11 protein-coding genes are annotated in these 18,691 nt (G+C 44.4%); 7 read left to right on the forward strand and 4 right to left on the reverse strand.

Annotated features, from left to right (window positions below):
• The 4 genes from ACX0G7_RS25275 to ACX0G7_RS25290 all read left to right on the forward strand — a co-directional run.
• The coding region (locus ACX0G7_RS25275; protein WP_458926325.1) for a SusC/RagA family TonB-linked outer membrane protein at positions 1 to 2,541 on the forward strand (2,541 nt) is incomplete at its 5' end.
• Between the two features lie 20 nt (positions 2,542 to 2,561).
• Positions 2,562 to 3,986 (forward strand): RagB/SusD family nutrient uptake outer membrane protein, encoded by a 1,425-nt coding sequence (locus ACX0G7_RS25280; RefSeq protein ID WP_458926326.1) that lies wholly within the window; start codon positions 2,562 to 2,564, stop codon positions 3,984 to 3,986.
• 345 nt (positions 3,987 to 4,331) lie between these two features.
• Positions 4,332 to 7,433, forward strand: a complete 3,102-nt coding sequence (locus ACX0G7_RS25285; protein ID WP_458926327.1) for a SusC/RagA family TonB-linked outer membrane protein — start codon at positions 4,332 to 4,334, stop codon at positions 7,431 to 7,433.
• A 38-nt stretch (positions 7,434 to 7,471) separates the two neighbouring features.
• Entirely contained in the window at positions 7,472 to 8,917 is a 1,446-nt protein-coding gene (locus tag ACX0G7_RS25290; RefSeq protein WP_458926328.1) for a RagB/SusD family nutrient uptake outer membrane protein, read from the forward strand.
• Between the two features lie 248 nt (positions 8,918 to 9,165).
• Here ACX0G7_RS25290 and ACX0G7_RS25295 read toward each other — a convergent pair whose 3' ends face one another.
• The 4 genes from ACX0G7_RS25295 to alaS form a co-directional block, all read right to left on the reverse strand.
• A complete protein-coding gene (locus tag ACX0G7_RS25295; protein WP_458926329.1) occupies positions 9,166 to 10,362 on the reverse strand; it encodes a peroxiredoxin family protein in 1,197 nt (398 codons plus the stop codon).
• A gap of 3 nt (positions 10,363 to 10,365) precedes the next feature.
• Positions 10,366 to 11,817: an Asp-tRNA(Asn)/Glu-tRNA(Gln) amidotransferase subunit GatB gene (gatB, locus tag ACX0G7_RS25300; protein WP_458926330.1), complete on the reverse strand. Its 1,452-nt coding sequence runs from the start codon at positions 11,815 to 11,817 to the stop codon at positions 10,366 to 10,368.
• Between the two features lie 227 nt (positions 11,818 to 12,044).
• The gene (locus ACX0G7_RS25305) at positions 12,045 to 13,061 is read right to left on the reverse strand and encodes a PDZ domain-containing protein (RefSeq protein WP_458926331.1); all 1,017 of its coding nucleotides are present in this window, start codon (positions 13,059 to 13,061) and stop codon (positions 12,045 to 12,047) included.
• A 147-nt stretch (positions 13,062 to 13,208) separates the two neighbouring features.
• Complete coding sequence (alaS, locus tag ACX0G7_RS25310) at positions 13,209 to 15,926, reverse strand: alanine--tRNA ligase (RefSeq protein ID WP_458926332.1); 2,718 nt, start codon at positions 15,924 to 15,926, stop codon at positions 13,209 to 13,211.
• 102 nt (positions 15,927 to 16,028) lie between these two features.
• Between alaS and ACX0G7_RS25315 the strand changes: the two genes are divergently transcribed.
• The 3 genes from ACX0G7_RS25315 (at position 16,029) to ACX0G7_RS25325 (ending at position 18,686) form a co-directional block, all read left to right on the forward strand.
• Positions 16,029 to 17,000 (forward strand): M23 family metallopeptidase, encoded by a 972-nt coding sequence (locus ACX0G7_RS25315; protein WP_458926333.1) that lies wholly within the window; start codon positions 16,029 to 16,031, stop codon positions 16,998 to 17,000.
• Between the two features lie 113 nt (positions 17,001 to 17,113).
• Entirely contained in the window at positions 17,114 to 18,055 is a 942-nt protein-coding gene (locus ACX0G7_RS25320) for a helix-turn-helix transcriptional regulator (protein ID WP_458926334.1), read from the forward strand.
• Positions 18,056 to 18,179: 124 nt separating this feature from the next.
• Entirely contained in the window at positions 18,180 to 18,686 is a 507-nt protein-coding gene (locus ACX0G7_RS25325; RefSeq protein ID WP_458926335.1) for a ferritin, read from the forward strand.
• Positions 18,687 to 18,691: the final 5 nt, after the last annotated feature.

The following is an 18,691-nucleotide window of genomic DNA, read 5'->3' on the forward strand; positions in this document are numbered from 1 at the left end:
GGTTATATCCGGGTCAGGGGAACAGGTTCCATTAACGCTTCGAACGAGCCGCTGATCATCCTTGATGGTATTTACATCAATACCGCTTCCTACAATATGCTTAACCCGAATGATATTGAAGATATCAGCATTCTGAAAGATGCATCGGCACAAGCCATCTATGGATCCCGGGCAGCCAACGGAGTACTTGTTATCACCACAAAAAAAGGTAAGGGTAAACCCGAGCTCAGGTATTCGTTCCAATATGGCGAGTCAAAGGCGCTTGAGCCTAAAAATGTGAGACTCATGAACAGCCGTGAGAAACTGGACTATGAATTCCAGGGAAATTATACCAATCCTATCCTGGATTCAATGATTGACAATCGCATAGCCAGCTCGGTTTTTCCGGCCGGGACAACACTCGGAAGTTTAACAGAAGCGCAAAGACTTGATTTGTGGAGCCTGGCGGAAAGCCGCGGCGCAGGCGACTGGTCGAAGGTTTTACTTGTAAAAGGAATCGTGCAAAAACATGAAGTGGCGCTCTCCGGCTCGGCCGACAAGTTCAGGTATTATTTGTCAATGAATAAAGAAAACAACGACGGAGTTGTGTACGGTTCCTACTGGAACAGAACGGGAGGCCGGCTGAATATCGAATACAGTGCACTGGATTGGTTGAAAGTGGGCTCCAACCTCGGCCTTACTGCTTCAAAGGAAAGCCAGGTTCGCGAACCGTTCAATTCACAGAACAGTTATGCCGCCAGCTTCCTCTACAATCCTTATGAACCGGTTTACCTCGCAGATGGCAGTTTCAATAATACTTTCCAGGGATTTTCTTCCCTAGAAGGCGCTACCAATAATCCGCAGGTGCAGGATAGAATATCTTCCTTTGCCACACTTTTCGCGGAAGCCAAATTTTTTAAACATCTCACCATAAAAACACAGTTAGGTCTGAATTATTCCACCTTCAAGGAAGAATATTACCTGAAACCCGGCTCGAACCTGGCATCAATTCTTGGTTATAACCAGAAACGTGATGCGGGTAACCAGGACTTTATTTATGTGTTCACCAATACCGCGGGATGGCAGCAAACCTTCAAGGAGAAGCATTCACTCAATGCCATCATCGGTACAGAGTTTACCAAGGACAAATTCTATAGTTATTCGTTAACTGGAAGAAACTTTCCAACTGCATCTGTAAACACCCTTGATAACTCTTCATTGCCAACACAGGCCACAACCAGCAAAACAGACTGGTCCCTGCTTTCTTATTTTGGAAACGTGGCTTATAATTACGATCAGAAATATTATCTGAGCGTAAGCGCCCGCAGAGACGGATCATCCCGTTTCGGCAAAAACCAACAGTTTGCAAACTTCTGGGGTGTGGGTGTTTCCTGGAATGTGCTTAGTGAAAATTTCATGAAAGATGTGCGGATCATAAGCAGTTTGAGGTTAAAGGCATCGATTGGTACTGCCGGTACAGTGCCAACTGGTTTGTATGATAATCTTGGCGTTTATAGCCTTGCCAGCAATTACAATGGCTTGCCTGCCGCAGTTCCTTTGAGACTTGAAAATCCCGACCTGACCTGGGAGGAAAATCAGAACTATGACATCGGTCTGGAGTTTGGGGTATTGAACGACAGGTTAACCGGTACCTTTGATTATTATCACAGGAAAACAAATAACCTCATATATCCAAAGAACGTTTCTACCACCACCGGTTTTGCAAGCTTCACCAGTAACGTCGGTAACCTGGAAAACAAAGGGTTCGAAATTGCTCTTTCTGGCGATATCATAAAACAAAAGGACATCTCCTGGAATGTGTATGCCAACTTTACACACAATGATAATAAGGTGTTGAAATTATATTCTGACAATGTACCACAAACCTTGTCGAGGCTAAAAGAAGGTGAGCCATTGTTTACTTATTTTATGGTTCGCTGGGCTGGTGTGAATCCACAGAATGGCAAGAACCAATTCTATAATATTGATAATACTATAAGTGAAACATATCGTTCCAGCCAGGCAGTGTTGCTGGAAGGTAAATCTCCATTGGTGAAATGGTATGGAGCTTTTGGTACCACTGTAAGTTATAAGGGAATCGACCTGGGTATGCAGTTCTATTACTCCGGTGGTAATTATATTATGAACTATCAGTATCAAACCAATGCCAGTGAGGGCGAAAACATCAATATCGTTCAGTTTACTGATGCATTTGACTACTGGAAAAAACCGGGAGATGTTGTTGAGCATGCTAACCTCAATGATCTGAGCCAGCGGGTTACTTTTGATACAGACAAATATCTTGAGAAAGGAGATTATATCACTTTACGGGATGTTACACTGGCTTATAATCTTCCCACTGATATTGTTGCCAAAGCAAAAATGAAGGGGCTCAGGGTATACGTGCAGGGAACTAATTTATGGTTGGGAACAAAATTCCGGGGACTTCCGGAGATTGGCCTTGCAAACAGTGAAACTACCTTGCCGGTTCCAGGACTATATAACCTGTATGGATACCCGCAGATACGTGCAATAACATTCGGAGTTGACGTTAAATTTTAGTTCCATTAAATTCTACAATTATGAAAAAACATAAATTGCTTATATTATCTGCAATGGTGGCATTGGCATCGTGCAATAAGGATGAATTAAACCTTTATCCATATAACCAGGTTGAGACCTCACAGGCTTTTAATACGGAGGCCGATATTACGCTCGCTGTTAATGGTATGTATACCGGCTTGCGAACAACAAATTCATATTTCGTAAATGGAGCCTGGAACATCGTTGCAGATGCATTGGCTGACAATATCATCATTAATCAGACCGGAAGACTTACGCTCAAGACCTACGGCGAATGGCGGTATACAGGTGAAGATACTTATGGACTTTTTACGGGAGGATATACAATAGTGCGCCGGGCAAATGCCATTCTGGAGAATATTGAAAAATTTCCTGACGGGGCTTTTAAAGACAATGCGAAGGGAGAAGCCCTGGCGATCAGAGCGATGACTTATTTTGACATGTCCCGCATTTATAGCAAAACCTATCTCAATGCAACTGATGCAGACTCAACCTTACCTTATGTAGTTTCAACGGAAGCTGATATTACGCCTGCGAAAGAGTCGGTGAAAGCATTTTATGATAAAGTGATTGCGGACCTGGTGCAGGCGCAGACCCTTATTGCAGTAACCAACGGTGTCGGCAGGCTCAGAAAAATTGCAGTTGCAGGATTACTCTCAAGGGTTTATCTGTACAAAGGTGATTGGGCGAATGCTATACAATCTGCAAATGCGGCGTTAGGAACGACACCGAATCTTCCAAATATTGCAGCATTTCCCGGTGTTTGGAGAGATGCTACAGAAGATGGCGTGTTATTCAAAGTAAAAAATACCAACATTGATAACCTGAATGCACAGGGGGTTAACTACTACCAGGCTGTTGCCGGTGGAATCAGATCAGAGTATGTTGTGGAGTATAATTTCAAACAGATGTTTCTTAGCAATGATATCCGCACGAGTACATATATACAGACCAGTGCATACAACGGTGTTCAATATAATCATGTTGTGAAATATGCAGGAAGATCAGGATCGCCTGCAGGTGTTGTTGATGCGAAGGTGCTGAGAACGGCGGAAGTTTTATTGAATCGTATGGAAGCTTATTACCGGAATAACAATGAAGCTGCAGCTCTGGCAGATCTTAATCTCCTAAAAGCAAACCGTTATACCGGCCATGTGAATGTTGTATTATCAGGAACTGCGTTATTAAACGAAATTCTTAAAGAAAGAAGGCTGGAACTTGCTTTCGAGGGAGACAGGTTCTGGGATATAAAGAGGCGCAATGCATCTGTGGTGAGGGATGGCACAAAAGGTGACAGGGCCGATGGTACCGGTACTCCATATGTGTTCACTACATTGAATGCCGGCGATCCGAGGTTTCAACTCCCATTCCCCCAGGCAGAGATCAACTTCAATAAAAATCTGAAGCAAAATCCGGGTTATTGAGCACGAGATTAAAATCAAACTTTTTAAGGCTGTCTAAGGGCAGCCTTTTTTTGTGTGAAACAACAGAGTTGAGGTTCCCGCATAGGATTAGATTCAATAATACACGCTCTTAAGTAGATAGACATTAAAATTTTTTGTTCTGTTTCATTAATAATTTAAATGACATTCCTGGCAAACTAAATCCCTACCAATTTGTTAATTCTGTTATTTGAGGCTAGCAATAATGTTAAAGTTCTGCTTTGACACTATATTTGCGGCCAGCATCAAGATTTGATAGATAGAGGCTGTGAATCTATGTATTAAATGTTGTGTTAATAGGTCTCTTAACCAAAACTAAAATGTCACATGAGAAAATTGCTTCTACTCCTAGTGGGTATTATTTTTCTGTCCTATCAAGTGTCCGCGCAGGTTAAGCGGGTGACAGGTAAGATCACAGATGCGTCGGGATCTCCTGTTTCTAATGCATCGATTATCATCAAAGGCACGAATTCTGGCACGGTGAGCGGCATTGACGGCGGCTTCTCCCTTAGTGTAAGCAGTGATGCAAAAACACTGGTCGTGTCGGCGGTGAGTTTCGATTCAGTGGAAGTCAGAATCGGTAATAGCTCATCGATTAATGTTACATTAACCAGTAATAACAGGAACCTTGAAGAGGTAATTGTTACCGGTTATTCTAAAGAGAAAAAATCGCAATTTGCAGGGGCAGCTTCCAAAGTCAGCGGTAAGTATATTGAAACTGTTCCTGTTGGCTCCTTCGATCAGGCGTTACAGGGACGCGCCCCGGGTTTACTTGTTAATTCAAGTTCCGGTCAGCCAGGTTCAAGCCCCGTACTCACCATCCGCGGTATTCAGTCCGTAACAGGTGCGGCATCCCAGCCGTTGTTCATTGTTGACGGTGTACCTGTTCCGGCAGGAGATATGCAGACCTTCAACCCAAATGATTTTGAGTCATTAACCATCTTAAAAGATGCGAGTGCCGCGGCACTCTACGGTGCACGTGGCGCGTTGGGCGTGGTGGTTATCACCACAAAAAGAGGCAAGGCGGGAGCTACAAATGTCACTTATCGTACTCAGTGGGGTGTTACACAGGCACCAAATGCGAGCAGGTTCGATATGATGAGTACTGCGGAAATTCTTCAATATGAGGAAAAGACGAAGCTTGCAGGAACACCCGGATGGAATTATTCAAAGAAAAACCCGGCATATGAGTCCGCTACTCCTGCTCAAAAAGCAAGATTCGACTTCTTACTCGATAGTTTAAGTAAGATTGATACCGACTACGGCGATTTATTATTCAGAGAGGGATTGTCCCAAAATCATGAGATCAACATCAGCGGTGGAAACGAAAAGTCAAGGTTCTATATCTCTGGTGGTTATTTCGATCAGAAAGGAACAGATCTCAATTCTCAGCTTACAAGATATACAACAAGATTAAATCTGGAGCATACAGCGGACAAGTTTAGCGTGGGCTGGAATACATCGCTGGGCTATTCTATTACAAATTTGTCTGAAGGAGAATTTTTGGGCAACAGCGCAAGGAACTCTTTCCAGATGAGCTGGAGAGCGAAGCCTTATGAAAACCCATATCGTGAAGATGGCTCCCTGATATATGGTGCCAGCTCAACATTAAATCTGAAACAAATCGGAAATGTGTTAGAGGGAATAGAAAATTCCAGGTGGAGACAAAATCAAATAAAGATCAACTCGGGTGTTACATTGGCCTACAAAATTCTTCCGTCTCTCGTACTTAAGAATGTTACTGGTATTGATGTTTCTGATAACAGGTATCAGCGTTATATTGACCCTGCTTCTTATGTGGGAAGTTTATCAACCTTTAATGCGGGTATCAATTCCGAGGCTTATGGAGTGTTCGCTTCCCTCGTTAATACTACCAGCCTCACATTTAATAAGAAATTCAATGACTTGCACGATGTTGAGGTTGCAGGATTTTTCGAAGGTTTGAGGCAGTGGAACAAATCTTTGGGCTTTACGTTGTACAATCTTGATCCACGGGTAGAAGAAACCGGCCAGGGTGCGGGTTCTTTGCCTACAGGTGGTGCGACGGTATATCCACAAAATGCAACCAGCGCGAAATCCGGTTATGGCATCCGCTCATATTTTGCAAATGTCCGGTATACATACAACGATAAATACACTTTAACCGGTAATATCAGGAGGGACGGAACTTCGAGAATATTAAATGAAGACAATAAAGAGATAACAACTTTCTCTTTCGGAGCAATCTGGAACGCCACTCTCGAAGACTTCTTCAGAAATCAAAACATTCTAACTGATTTGAGAGTACGGGCTTCTTATGGGTCGGTGCCGAATATCGGATCAATTCAAACAAGTCTTTATGCTGGTGGTGGCGGTTTGGTTAATGTACCAAATTACCTGGGACCCCAGCTTCCAACCTTTGTAACCACAACAGGATATCCAGGTTCGAGCGTAACAGGTCTTATTCCATCTACTCCGGGTAATCCCGAATTGGCTATAGAGACAGTCCAAAAGTTTAATGCAGGAGTGGAATTTGCACTATGGCAAAACAGAATAAGGGCCACCTTCGACGCATACCATAATAAGACAATAGACTTGTTTGTAAACAGGAGGCTCGGTGCGAATTCAGGTTTTGGTGGGAACAGCTTACCGATCAATGCGGGAAGCATGCGAAACCAGGGTGCGGAGTTTACTTTATCGGTTGATGTTGTAAGAACAAAGTTGGTTGAATTTACACTTGGTATCAATCATGCAATCAATTCAAACAGGATAACTGACCTGGGCGGCGTTCCTGAGTATACTTCAGGTACATTTCAAATCAAAGAAGGTGTACCCTATGGTACCCACTATACGTACCATTATCTTGGTGCTGATCCTGCAACAGGCAGACCGATGTATGAGAAGCCCGATGGCAGCGTAGGATACACTCTTGGAGAAGCAGGCAGGTTTGCCAAGTTTGGTACATATCTTCCTAAACATGTTGGTGGATTTACTGCGGATGTACGGGTTGGCAAGTTTACTGTGAGTGCTTTATTCTCATACCAGTTTGACGTAGTCAGAAGTAACAATATTGAGAACTGGGTTACACGAGGAACACCCGGATATCATACCTCTGTTAATGCGTCGAGAAGACTGTTGACAGAACAGTGGGAGAAGCCTGGAGATCAGAAATATTACCAGGCATACATATACGATAGGGATTTCACATCGTCTGACTTACAGGATGCTAAATTCTTGCGTTTCAGAAACCTCAATGTTGCTTACCAGATTCCATCGTTAAGCGTTAAAGGGTTGAATGTGATCAAATCTGCAAGGGTCTATGCACAGCTTCAGAACATTGCGATATGGAGCCCATGGCGTGGTCCGGATCCGGAAGATGGAAACAACATCAGTTTGAACGAATTTCCAAATCCGAGGATTTTTACTGCAGGTTTAGATATCAATTTCTAAGAAGTTGAAAAGAAGATTATCACTTTAAAAAAAATGTAATGAAATACGGAACAATAATTTTTTCATCTTTGGTTTCGCTATCACTGCTTTCCTGTAAAAAGTTGCTCGAAATAGAGGAAACAGATTTGATAGGTGGAGAAGTCGCACTGAGCACAGTGGCAAGTTGTGAGCAAGGGGTAATTGGGGCATATGCCGGAATTCCGCCGGAAATGTCGATTTTATTGAACAGTACCTTTGCCGATGAAGTTAAGAAGTCTGAATTTTATAATGCGGGTACAACCCACGAATGGCAATACGGAGCAACCGACGTTGGTCTTAGAGATAATTTCACAGCGATCGATCCTTTTTACAGAATCGTAGATCGGGCGAATCGGGTATTGAAAGCTCTGCCTACAGCGGATTCTATAAAAGCGGGCGACAATACGCTTCGCAACCGACTAATGGGAGAAGCACTGTTTTTAAGAGCATTTGCACATTTTGAGCTGGTTAGATTTTATGGTGGCGCGTTCGATGCGAACAAACTGGCTATGGTTTACCAGGAAGAGCCTTCTCCTACTCCAACTACACAGTTTGCGAGGATTACCATGGGGCCATATTATGAGAAGTTAGTAGCTGATATCACCGCTGCAAAGCCCATGCTACCGAACAATCTTACAGACATAAACAGGGCGACTCGCGCAGCAGCTGCGGCTTTGCAAGCCCGTATTGCATTGTATAGCCGGAACTGGGCTGCTGCTGAAGCCGCTGCGACCGAATATATCGAAACGCCAAATCTGGGCCTGGCTTCAAGAGCTGATTTTCCTGGGATCTGGACAGATGCAAATACAAGTGAAGTTGCGTTCCGGATCATAAGGACTGCAACGGTTGGTACGAGGCTAGGTTCGCTTTGGAGAGGTGTCTCTTCCAATGCGTCTAATATCAATACTGTTACATGGCAGCCTTCGGATAAGCTCTGGAATAGTTATGACCAGGTGAATGATATTCGTTTCGGCAGTTTTCTTAAAAACGAACCACTGCTTTCAGCTGCAAACAGGCCACCCAGGCTGGTTAATAAATATGCAGGAACTGCCTATGGTACACCTAATGAAAATGTTGCAAACGCCAAAATCTTCCGTACCGGTGAAATGTATTTGATCCGCGCCGAAGCAAGAGCCGAGCGAGGTGTGCTCACCGGAGCAAATAGTGCTTCCAGTGATATAAACACTTTAAGAGCAGCAAGGATCAATGGCTATGTGAACGTTTCCTTCGCTTCAAAGGCTGATGCAATAAATGCAATTATGGATGAGAGGTTTAAGGAACTCCCTTTTGAAGGACATCGTTTCTGGGATCTCAACAGGCGTGGCCTGCCAGTTGCAAGACTTGCTTCGGACGCTCCAACGCCAACAGGAACTACTTTGCCGGCAAATGATCACCGTTTCTTATTGCCAATTCCACTGGTTGAAATACAATCAAACAGTGCCATGCAACAAAATCCTGGTTACTAGAATATAGAAGATCAAAACATAAAACGAAGCCGCCCTGTAAATGGGGCGGCTTTTCTTTTTGATCTTAATGAGGTTAAATGACTGAACGTTTCTGATCTCACTTAAGTTAACTGTGTTTAAGTTTTTATTTCAATTAAGTTAATTGTGTTTATGTTTTTACTTCAATTAAGTTAAATGTGTTTAAGTTTTGGCTTCAATGAAATTGAGTGAGGGGTGATCTTGTGCCCGGGTTTATTAATATACCCGATTCATTTTAAAACCTCACTAAGTTTGTTTGACAGATCGAATCCTCTTAAGCTTTCGCCAATTACGGTTCCTTCAGGATCAACAAGTACATTAAACGGAATTCCTTCAAACCCGAAGATCTCCACCGACTTACTGTTCCAGAAAGCAAGATCGCTTACGTGTGTCCATGCGAGATTGTCTTCTTTAATTGCTTTCAACCAGTTCGGCTTGTCTTTATCCAGTGAGACACCAAGTATTGTAAAGTTCTTGTCTTTAAACTGATTAAAAGCTTTCACAACATTCGGGTTTTCTTCCCTGCAAGGTCCGCACCAGCTTGCCCAAAAATCAATTAAGACAAATTTGCCCCGGAATGATGATATGGAAACTTCCTTCCCATTCACATCAGGCATTGACATGTCAGGCACCTTTTTCCCGACCCATGAATTGGATTGTCTTGACTTTTCAGCCTGGAGCGATTGCGCTTTTTGCTGTGCAAACTGTTGATTCAAGAATGCAATGTTTGAGTCGGAAGGATATTTCTTTGTGAGCTTTGTAAGCTCGGCTTCATATTCTTCAGGAGTGAAAGTATTGGACGCGATCCCGGCTGCGAATCCCGCGACCAGGGGATGATTATCACGCGCGAGAAATTGCTTTACATACTCGTTCACTGAAGTGAGTGATTTATTCTTTTGATTGGTGGCGTCAATTACTACCGAATCATTCGCATTGTACAATTTAAGGCTATCGAGTGCTTTGAATGATTTATTTACAGCAACCGATTTCTCAGAGTAACCAAAAATGAAATCCCTTAGAGTTTCACTTGCAGGTGATCCGGTCACTGAATAATATCTGTCCTTATTTGCGAGATCAATATCGAGCTTGATTTCACTTACGTCATTTACCAGCGGAATCATGGGACCCTTGTTAACCACAACATCGTAAATCGCTGTTCCGTTTGCCCTTCCCTTTAGTGTAAAGTCCGGAGTCTTTTTGTTCACAACAACGCTATCTATCTGAACCGGTTGTTGCTCACCGCCGAAAGGCATTTCATAGAGCAATAAGGATATACTGTCTGACTTAAACGCCTCAGGATAAAGCGCCATGATCTTATCGATGTTTTTCAGTGTGCCTTTTACTTCGATTGTATCCTTTTGCTTTTCGGAACATGAAAAGAAAAACAGGGTAACAGAAAGGATGGTAATGATATATTTTGTTTTCATAATTTAAGCCGTACTACTTAGTTTTTTAATTAGAATGTCGTTGGTAAGCTTTGGGTCTGCTTTTCCCCTCGACAATTTTTTTACCTCACCCACAAAAAGCCCGATAAGTCCCTTCTTTCCTTTTCGATATTCCGAAACCTTATCAGGCATATTATTTAAAACCTGTTCTACCCAGGCACTAACATTGCCTTCATCTGAGTCCTGGATCAGATTAAGTTCAGCCGCAATTGAGACAGCCGTTTTTCCGGGGTTGTTGATCAGGGCAGGAAATATCCTGGTAGACGCTATCGAAAAATTCAGTTTGCCTTCATCAATCAGCCCGATCATCTCAGCAATTGCAGTTGGTTTGATTACGAAAGCCCCGAAAGTCAATCCTTTTTCATTAAGGTATGATTTCACCGGGCCGAGAATCCAGTTTGCAGCTGATTTGTAGTTCGTCGTTTCTTTGATCAGCTTCTCAAAATAGTCAGCCTGTTCCTTTTCATCAGTTAATGTGCGTGCATCATACTCCGTCAGCTGCAGTACCGTACAATAGTGAGAAACCCGTTCTTCGGGCAGCGCTGGGATCCGTGACCGCAGATCATCTAACAACTGCTCCGTAACCTCAAAAGGAGTAAGGTCAGGATCAGCGAAATAACGATAATCATTGGCATCTTCTTTTACTCTCAATGAATAGGTACTATTCTCGCCCGCATCATATCCTCTTGTCTCCTGGACAATTGTATCGCCTGCAGCATGTAGCGTCATCAATCTTTTTGATTCCACTTCGATGGCGCGACGAACATTCCGGATAGAGTTAAGATTTTTTACTTCAACCTTGGTGCCCAGTTTTAAATCGCCTTTTTTCCGGATTGAGATATTAGCATCACAGCGCATGCTCCCTTCTTCCATATTGCCATCACAAACCTCCAGATAACGTAACAGCTTCCTGAGCTCTGTCAGATAGGCTGCAGCTTCTTCACCACTTGAAAGATCAGGTTCCGTAACAATCTCGATAAGCGCAACACCTGCACGGTTGTAATCGACAGCGGTGTTGAAGGGATCAACATCATGCAGACTTTTCCCGGCATCTTCTTCCATGTGGATCCGGTTGAGCTGCACCTTCCTTTCGGAACCGTCAGATAATTTTATCGGCACATAGCCCCCAACGCAGATAGGAGTGGTGTGTTGTGTTATCTGGTAACCTTTAGGAAGATCAGGATAGAAATAGTTCTTGCGTGCAAAATAGTTATGACGGCTGATACTGGAATGGCATGCCAGGCCCATCTTAATGGACAACTCCACCGCTACCTTGTTCAGTTTCGGCAAGGTTCCGGGGTGACCGAGTGTGATGGGGCTGATATGCGTATTTGGCTCAGCACCAAAAGAGGCGCTATCGCCACAAAACAATTTACTTTCTGTGAGTAATTGTGCATGTACCTCTAATCCGATCACCGTTTCATAATCATCAAACATCGCATCTATTTGGCGACAAATTTACCTTATTCAGTCCGCATTTAAGATCCCGTCTGATGTTTTCTTGAACCGCGACAAACGGGGGAAATCTTAGGGTGCCCATAGATCCGGAATCGCCGCATCTGTGTTAAATGAGAAAGGGTTCAGGATTAAATATCCTAAACCCTTTCTTACTGCGGGATCTGTTCCGTTATTCCGGGTCACTAATTATGCTTCCCGATTTTCGTTTACAGGTCCGTGGTTTTCAATTTCTTTGGGATCTTGATCTGTGCGGTACCTGATTTTCCGCCCCTGTTGTATTTCACTTCCATTGTAGTTTTATCCTTTGCTTCTTTCGCGGCAGCAGACAACTCATCTGCACTCGTAATTTTTTTGCCATCAAATGAAGTGATAATGTCTCCTTCTTTGATGCCTGCTTTTTCGGCGGCTGATTCGTCGCCTACATCAATAACTTTAGCGCCGTTTGACTCTTCAGTATCCTGGGCACGAATTCCAATCCTCTGACGATTGCTAAACGCCCTGACTGGTGCACCCGGGGTCTCGAACCTGAAGTTTTCCATTGCCCTCAATTGCCCGAGCTGTGGATGCAGATCGTTCTCGAAGTTGAATGCCTGGTACATATTTGTCTTTGCCACACCGAGGGTTGCAGTTGCTTTTGCTTCCTTATTATTGCGCTTGTACGTGATCGTTATCTTATCTTTTGGCTTGTGTTTACGTATGGTCGAAGTAACATCCTCCGGTTCTTCGATTTTCTTTTCGTCAATCATTACGATAACATCACCGGATTTCAGACCGGCTTTTTCGGCCGCACTTTCTTCAGTCACCTGCACAATCTTTACTCCCTCAGGAGAGTCCTGGCTGGAAATACCCAGGAATGCACGGGTCGAGTCAACGGTGGTCCAAACATCAGCATCGCCATTTATGGTAACGCCACCAGTTCTGAATGGTGATCTCGCCGTGCTATATCCGACTACCGCAGGTTTGCGGCGTCTGATTGATATAGCTTCGCTTTCATATTCGTCAATGGGTTTACCATCTACCTTCACTTCACCATCTTTGATTTCCACAGTCACCTTTGTATCGGCATCCGTTTTTTTCTTTATGATGATTTCTTCATAATCGCTGAGTTTGGATTTGCTTTTAACTTTTTCCTTGTCCTTTCCTTCATCCTGGGCAACAGCAGTGCCAGTGACCAGGAGGGTGAAAGCCAAAAGGGCTGCTGCAGACAAAACAGATTTTTTCATTCCTTAATGTATTTACGGTTTAAACTACGTGAGATTTCGTACTTCAAATATAGGGAATAATCCGAAATACGAAAAATTTCGCAGTAAAGGTTTTGTTAAGCCAATGTTTCGTTCACTATCCTGGATAAAAGCTTCGGGTGACTACGCTCAGAACAGCAGACTTTTTACCCGTTCAATGACCTGGTCCAGTGCGGAAGCATCCTGGCCACCGGCGGTTGCCAGGTTTTTCTGTCCCCCGCCACCACCTTTGATCAATGGTGCCACCTGTTCTTTGATTATTTTAGCGGCATCGAGATTTCTTGCAGCGACAACAGTGTCGGAGATACCTATAGCTACAGCGGGTTTGCCACCAATATTTGCGCAAAGGACCACGAGGTGGTCGTGCAAATTATTTTTCAGGTCGGTACATAGCTTTCGTAAAGCCTCAGCATTGGTTACCGTGATAATTTCGCCGACAAACGTAACGCCGTTAATGATCTGGTCTTTTTGCATCAATTCGTTGCGTATGCCAACAAGCAGGCGGTTTTCCTGGTGCTCAAGCTTTTTCTTCAGATCTGCATTTTCGGCCAGTATGGTTTCGATTGACCGGGTAAGATCCCGCGGATTTTTAAACTGTGCCCTGATGGTTTGCAATTCGGCCAGCTGTTCATCTATAAACTCTATCGCATTTTTTCCACTTACTGCTTCGATACGTCTTACCCCGGCCGCCACTGCAGATTCATGCCTGATCTTCAACAGGCCTAGTTCGCCGGTAGCACCAACATGGGTTCCCCCGCAGAGTTCAACGGAAAAGCCCGGATCTATTACAACCACGCGGACCAGGTCGCCATATTTTTCGCCAAATAGTGCCATGGCCCCCATAGCCAGCGCTTCATCCTTTTTCATCCATTTTATCACTACGGGTATATTCGCCCTGATCTTTTCGTTGACGAGGTGTTCTGTCCTGCGGATTTCCTCTTCGGTCATTTTTGCGAAATGGGAGAAGTCGAAACGCAATTGCTCATCATTTACCATGGACCCTTTCTGAGCCACATGATTGCCAAGCACCGACCTCAGTGCGGCATGCAAAAGGTGAGTGGCCGTATGATGAACGCTGATCTGTTGCCTTCTGCGGGCGTTCACCCTGGCTGTAACCCTTGCTGTAAGGTTGGACGGCAGCGCATTTGAAAATTGTATAAACAGATCATTTTCTTTCCGGGTGTCGATAATATCTATGGTTTCTCCCCCAATTTCCATTATGCCGGTGTCTCCCACCTGTCCGCCACTCTCCGCATAAAAAGGAGTCTCCTGCAAAACCAGCTGATATGATTCTTTCCCTTTGGCTTTCACCTTCCGGTATTTAACAAGTCTTGTATCGGACTCCATTTCATCATATCCCACGAAAGCAGATTGATTATTTTCTTCCAGCTGTACCCAATCGCCCGTATCTAAAGCTGTGGCGGCGCGGCTACGGTCCTTCTGAACCTGCAAGGCCTGTTGGAACCCTGCCTGGTCAACCGTCCAGCCGATCTCTTTGGCCATCAGTGTAGTAAGATCTATCGGGAAGCCGTATGTATCATTTAATTCAAATGCGAATTCGCCGGCTACCACTTTCGAATGTCGTTCTTTCAAAAATTTCTGCTGATCGGTCAGCTTACGGATATCATCCTCGTTCTCCGGGTGCACCGGCACAAGTGCTTCCCCATCCAGTGTTTTGCCCGGGGTAGTGTAAATATTGAAGCGGTTTATGCCTTTATCAAGCGTTTTGAGAAATGACTCTTCTTCTTCCCTGATCACCCTCGATACAAATTCCGCCTGGTTATACAATTCAGGAAACACATATTTAAATTGAAGGGCAACCCTGGTTACTAACTGGTTCAGCAATGGCTTCCTGAAATCCAGGTAAGAGTAGGCATAACGAACCGCGCGCCTTAAGATCCGCCTGATCACATAACCAGCGCCGGTATTGGATGGTAACTGGCCATCGGCAATGGTGAAACTGATCGCCCGGATATGATCCGCAATTACCCTGAAAGCTATGTCGGCCCGGGAGTCTGTGCCCCCGTAAACCTTGCCGGTGATTTCTCCGGTAACTTTCAGTGTCCCGGCAAAAATATCCGTGTCGTAGTTGGAGGATTTCTGTTGTATCACCCTCACAAGCCTCTCGAAGCCCATTCCAGTATCCACATGGCGGGCAGGTAGGGGTTCGAGTTTTCCGTCTTTCGAGCGGTTAAACTGGATGAATACATTGTTCCAGATTTCTATTACCTGGGGATGGTCATTGTTCACGAGTGTACTGCCATCGATGGATGTTCTTTCATCATCAGTACGGCAATCCACATGTATTTCGGTGCACGGTCCGCAGGGTCCGGTGTCGCCCATTTCCCAGAAGTTATCTTTTTTATTACCCTTCAGGATCCGCTCTTCCGGCAGCCATTTTTTCCATTCGTTTTCTGCCTCTTCGTCTTTGGGCAGGTTTTCGGAAGCATCTCCTTCGAATATGGTCACATATAACCGGTCTTTGTCGAGCCCCAGCACGTTTGTAAGCAATTCCCAGCTCCAGGCAATGGCCTCTTTTTTAAAATAGTCTCCGAAACTCCAGTTTCCGAGCATTTCGAACATAGTATGGTGGTAAGTGTCTACTCCCACTTCTTCGAGATCGTTGTGTTTGCCACTTACGCGGAGGCATTTCTGAGTGTCCGCAACCCGTGGATGGCTGACCGGTTGATTGCCCAGAAAGATGTCTTTGAACTGATTCATACCTGCGTTCGTAAACAACAGTGTAGGATCATTTTTTACCACGATCGGAGCAGATGGTACTATGACGTGTTCCTTCGAAGCAAAAAAATCCAGGAATTTCTGTCGTATTTCGGCGCTGGTTAACATAATCGGAATAATCTTTGATATGTGAAAGCCTCTTTTAAGTCTTTATATTTGTGAAAGTTGTCTTTACGAAACGATCGCAAAGTTAAGGAATAGGCCAAACAGGTGAAGAAAATCAAATATTACTATAACACCAATACCCTCCGCTACGAAAAGCTGGAAACTCCCCTGCGTGTAACTCTTTTGCGCGTCCTCGGTTTTATTTCAGCTGCCCTGGTAACTGCCATTATTATTGTCTCCATTGCCTATAGGTATTTTCCATCAGCCAACGAAAAGAGGCTTCTGCAGGCAAATGAAAGACTGCGGGAGAACTTTTTTGTTTTGGAGGATAAGACCCTTGAGCTTGAGCGGCTGATGCGTGAACTGGAAAAACGTGACAACGAAGTTTACCGTGAGATCTTTGAATCAAATCCAATCCCGGATAGTGCAAGGGCAAAGCAACTGGAACAGCAGCAAGAGATAAAAATCGTGCAGGCAATGAATCGGTTCGATCTGGAACAATCTATCGTTCAAACACTTAATACCCTCTCCAGCCGTATCAAGGTCCAGGAAAAATCATATACCGAGATAGCGGGGTTCATCCGGAACAAGGAGCAATTGCTTGCAAGCACACCGGCAATCCAGCCTATCAGCAATAAGGAACTAAAAAGGGTTGCCTCCGGTTTCGGATATCGTATAGACCCGGTTTATAAAACGGTACGATTTCACGCCGGGCTTGATTTTACGGCACCCCAGGGTACACCCATTTATGCCACTGCCAACGGGGTGGCCAAGGTTGCAGGTAATGCAGGTAACGGATATGGTAATTATGTGATTCTCGACCATGGTTATGGCTATGAGACCCTTTACGGCCACATGTTCCGGGTAAAAATCAAAAACGGCACCAGGGTGAAACGGGGTGAGATTATCGGTTATGTGGGCAGCACCGGTAAGTCGACCGGCCCGCATTGTCATTACGAAGTTCACAAGAACGGACGGCCCATCGATCCGGTTTATTTCTTTTACAACGATCTTACACCGGAGCAGTTTGACCAGATCCTCAAAATGGCGGCAGCTGGTAACCAAAGTTTTGATTAAGTCCTGATTAGCAAACCGTTGTTACCCGGTCGGGATTGTCATATTATTGTTGCTTTTCCGATTTCGGCCCGTCTTTTCTGCTTTAATCCTTTTTTCGCCATAAATTTGCCGCCATGTTCCAGGTGCCAGACATTTTATCAATAGCGTATAAGCAGCCAATAATGCAGGGTGAGCTTAGCGTATTGCATGAAAGAGATCAACACATTCCTGGTTCGGTGCAGTACACTATCAGGCGGCACCTTAAGAACCCGCAATGGAACATCGAAGACACCGGCATGCTGGTGTATCATTATGCAAAAGAATCCGGAGCAGAACATTCCCTCGAGTTGAGATTTTGCGTTGCCGGGAACGTTTACTGCAAGCATAAAGACACGGAATGTAACAGCTGTCGGCTGAACTCATCCCATAACTGCTCGGAGCGGGTGGAAAGTGTGGATTTATTGAGTTTTCGTTTTTCGCCGGTGCATTTATCGCAGTTTGTCAGGCCGGGTAAATCGGATGACCTCGTTTCGGAAAACATTCTCCAGTTCAAACACAAATCATCTTTTACAAAAATACTTTCCCTTTGCAGCCGCACCCGTATGGTCCTGGAGGCGCTGCTGAATCATAGCCACACTGGCAGCCTGGAGAACATTTATATTAATGCCCAGACCCAGATGTTGCTCCTGTATAGCCTCGAGTGTATGTTAGGCGACAAAAATATCGAAACCTTTCAATGCAAGTTCCTGGCAAATGAAGCAGACAGGATAAAGATCACAAAGGCAAGGGAAGTACTTTTGCAACATATCGGTGAGCCCATAACCATCAAGGAATTAAGCCGGAAAGTGGCGATCAATGAGTGCTACCTGAAGAAGGGATTTAAGGAAATGTTTGGCACCACCATTTTTGATTTCTACCAGAGCCAGCGGATGGAACACGCGCGTTACCTATTGTATGAAAAAGGTCTTAGTGTTACTGATGTTTCCATGATGCTGGGTTATTCTTCTATTTCACATTTTTCTACTGCATTTAAAAAGCACACGGGATTGAAACCTTGTGAACTTTTGTTTCATTAAGAGTTCGGGTCATCAGATTTTAAGGCAACGGTTTGCATAAGATTCGGCAAACCGATTGCAACCGCGGGCTGAACGAGGGATCGACTAAAACTTCAATCAATAAATATTTCTAAAATCGCCAGTTATGCTAAGTAAAACTATGCAGGAATCGCTGAACAGACAGATCCAGATGGAAGCTCAATCATCACAGGCTTACCTGGCTATGGCCAGCTGGGCAGATATACAGCCGGGCCTTAAGGGAGTGACCGACTTTTTCTATAAACATTCAGACGAGGAAAGGATGCATATGCTGAAGCTGATGAATTATGTAAACGAACGGGGCGGATTTGCCATGGTGCCCGCCCTTGCACAGCCCATATTGACCTTCGTTTCGCTGAAGCAGGCGTTCGAAGAACTTCTCAAACACGAAGAAGCGGTAAGTGAAAGCATCAATGACATCGTTGACCAGTCATTGAAGGAGAAAGATTATGCTACCCATAACTTCCTTCAGTGGTATGTAAACGAGCAGATTGAGGAAGAAAGACTTGCAAGGACAATGAATGATAAACTGGAGCTGATAGGGGATGATAAAAGCGGGTTGTACTTGTTCGACCGCGACATCATGCAGTCTTCCGCCCACAAAAAAAGTTAGACTGA

Source organism: Flavitalea antarctica (assembly GCF_054461535.1).

Excerpts from the sequence above, each read along its gene's own strand:
- ACX0G7_RS25280 (WP_458926326.1), top strand. The coding sequence starts at position 2,562 with ATGAAAAAACATAAATTGCTTATATTATCTGCAATGGTGGCATTGGCA.
- ACX0G7_RS25285 (WP_458926327.1), top strand. The coding sequence starts at position 4,332 with ATGAGAAAATTGCTTCTACTCCTAGTGGGTATTATTTTTCTGTCCTAT.
- ACX0G7_RS25290 (WP_458926328.1), top strand. The coding sequence starts at position 7,472 with ATGAAATACGGAACAATAATTTTTTCATCTTTGGTTTCGCTATCACTG.
- ACX0G7_RS25295 (WP_458926329.1), bottom strand. The coding sequence starts at position 10,362 with ATGAAAACAAAATATATCATTACCATCCTTTCTGTTACCCTGTTTTTC.
- gatB (WP_458926330.1), bottom strand. The coding sequence starts at position 11,817 with ATGTTTGATGATTATGAAACGGTGATCGGATTAGAGGTACATGCACAA.
- ACX0G7_RS25305 (WP_458926331.1), bottom strand. The coding sequence starts at position 13,061 with ATGAAAAAATCTGTTTTGTCTGCAGCAGCCCTTTTGGCTTTCACCCTC.
- alaS (WP_458926332.1), bottom strand. The coding sequence starts at position 15,926 with ATGTTAACCAGCGCCGAAATACGACAGAAATTCCTGGATTTTTTTGCT.
- ACX0G7_RS25320 (WP_458926334.1), top strand. The coding sequence starts at position 17,114 with ATGTTCCAGGTGCCAGACATTTTATCAATAGCGTATAAGCAGCCAATA.
- ACX0G7_RS25325 (WP_458926335.1), top strand. The coding sequence starts at position 18,180 with ATGCTAAGTAAAACTATGCAGGAATCGCTGAACAGACAGATCCAGATG.